Source organism: Aphanothece microscopica RSMan92 (genome assembly GCF_046613545.2).
Lineage (GTDB): Bacteria > Cyanobacteriota > Cyanobacteriia > PCC-6307 > Cyanobiaceae > NIES-981.
Map to the genome: position 1 here is coordinate 1 of NZ_JBKKKY020000149.1, position 1,920 is coordinate 1,920.

Here is a 1,920-nt window from a genome sequence, read left to right on the forward strand (position 1 = left end):
TTGTCCACACAGGGCAGGCCGAGCACGTAGAGCTCGTCGAGCGGGAGGGTGTGCTGGACAGCCCGCAGGGCCTGGATCTGGCAGCCGACCCCGATCGCCAGCAGGCGGCGGATCCCGCTGCCAGGCAGCTGCTCGAGCACCTCCAGGTTGGGGGAGAGGGTGGGCTTGTTGACCCGGGCCGCCAGCACCTCGGCGGGGGTGCGGGCCAGCCGCGGCACGGGCGTGAAGCGGTCTTCCGGACTCTGGCCCACGCAGAGCACGGCATCCACCAGGCCGGTTTCCAGCGCCCGCACGCCGATGCGGCTGACGATGCCGGTCCACTGGGCCCCCTCGAGGGGCTGGCGCAGCCGGGCGGTGAGCATGCGCTGCTGCACGCCGAAGTAGAGCTCGTCCTCGTTCTCGAGGTCGCGGCTGCGGCCGTGGGCCCCACGCTCCATCGCCTCGAAACGCTGGGTGAGGAAGGCGCAGCTGTCGCGCACGTAGGCGACCCAGCGGCTGTCACAGAGGCCGCACTGGCTGCAGAGGTCCTTGGCCGGATAGATGCTCCCCTTGGCCAGGGGGCGGGCCCGCTCATGGGGTGCCTGGACGCGGCCGGCGGAGGATGGTGGAGGGGCCGGCACGCGAAGGCCTGTCGCTGGACCACAACCTAGACGGACCGTCCCTCCAGGGGGTGAGCCAAAGTGGTTGCCCCGTGACGAATGGGCGCCCAGCGAACCCGATGCCCCCTCGCCCCTCGCCCCCTTCCGCCGCCACCGCCGGGCAGCAGCCTCCCCGCGCCGGGGGAGCCAGGCCCACGGCAGCCCGCCCAACCCTCCGCGCCCGCCTGGCCGTGCGGCTGGGACTGGCGGGTCTGGGCATCCTCGGCGGGCTGGGCCTGCTGGGGATCCTCTGGTCGAAGCCCGACCCGGGGCTGGAGGCCCAGCAGGAACGGAGCATCGCGGATCTGGCCAAGCCCCCCAACCGCCCCGTGACCGTGCTGGTGATCGGGGTGGATGCCGACCGGCTCACCGACCCCACCAACAAGGCCGCTCCCCCCGGCCCCGCCAACGCCGACGCGCTGCTGCTGCTGCGGGTCAATCCCGGCGGACCGCTGCAGGTGCTGGGCGTGCCCACCAGCCTGGCCGTGAAACTGCCGGGCCAGACGCAGCTCCTGCCCCTCGGCAGCCTCTACCGGCGCGGGGGACCCGCCCTCACCGCCGATGCGGTGCGGGACCTGGTGGGCCTGGAGCCCGGCAAGCCTGACCGCTACCTGGTGGTCAGCCGCGGCGCCCTGCGAAGCCTCGTGGACGGACTCGGCTCGGTGGAGGTGAACCCCTCCGCCACCATGCGCTACAGCGACAAGCGCCAGGGGCTGACGATCGATCTGCAGGGGGGACTGCAGCGCCTCAAGGGACAGCAGCTGGAACACCTGGCCCGCTACCGCGACCCGGCACGGCCGGTGGAGAGCCGGCTGGCCAACCAGCAGGAGGTGGTGCGCAGCCTGCTCAAGGAGCTGAGCCTGACGAGCCAGGTCGATGCCCTGCCGGAGCTGGTCGAGAAACTGCGCGAGGAGGTGGACACCAACCTCAGCCCCGCCGAGGTGCTGAGCCTGATGGCCGCGTCCGTTGGGGCCGATCCCCCCACCCAGTTCAGCACCCTTCCCCTGGCCCCTCCCCGGAGCGGCGGCAAGGACAAGGGCGGGCCCCAGCAGCTGCGGGAGATGGCCCGCTCGGCCCCGGATCCCCTCTGGCCCGAACCAGCCCCGCCCGAACCGGCTGGGGAGAGGGCCCAGGCCCCCTAGTCCGCCCCCTCGGCCGCCCCCTCGGCCGCCGGGGCCAGATCGAGGCGGGCACAGGCCAGGGCGAGGGCGAGGGCCAGATCGGGAGTCTCCAGGGCCCCGTCAGCTTCGCCGCGGCGACTGGCCTCCACCACCCCGAGCCA

The 1,920-nt window shown here is 73.5% G+C and carries 2 protein-coding genes; one reads left to right on the top strand and one right to left on the bottom strand.

Going from position 1 to position 1,920, the window contains the following annotated elements; genetic code table 11:
• Positions 1-620 (bottom strand): coenzyme F420 hydrogenase/dehydrogenase beta subunit N-terminal domain-containing protein (locus tag ACLD7X_RS16495; protein ID WP_411424774.1); only part of this gene is annotated, 620 nt, incomplete at its 3' end.
• Positions 621-718: 98 nt separating this feature from the next.
• On the opposite strand from ACLD7X_RS16495, the gene ACLD7X_RS16500 reads away from it, so the two are divergent.
• Positions 719-1,780 carry an LCP family protein gene (locus tag ACLD7X_RS16500; protein WP_411424775.1) on the top strand — a complete coding sequence of 354 codons (1,062 nt, stop codon included), beginning with the start codon at positions 719-721 and terminating at the stop codon, positions 1,778-1,780.
• Positions 1,781-1,920 lie beyond the last annotated feature (140 nt).

Bases quoted from the DNA above. Each gene is read 5' to 3' on its own strand.
- ACLD7X_RS16500 (WP_411424775.1), top strand. From the start codon at position 719: ATGCCCCCTCGCCCCTCGCCCCCTTCCGCCGCCACCGCCGGGCAGCAG.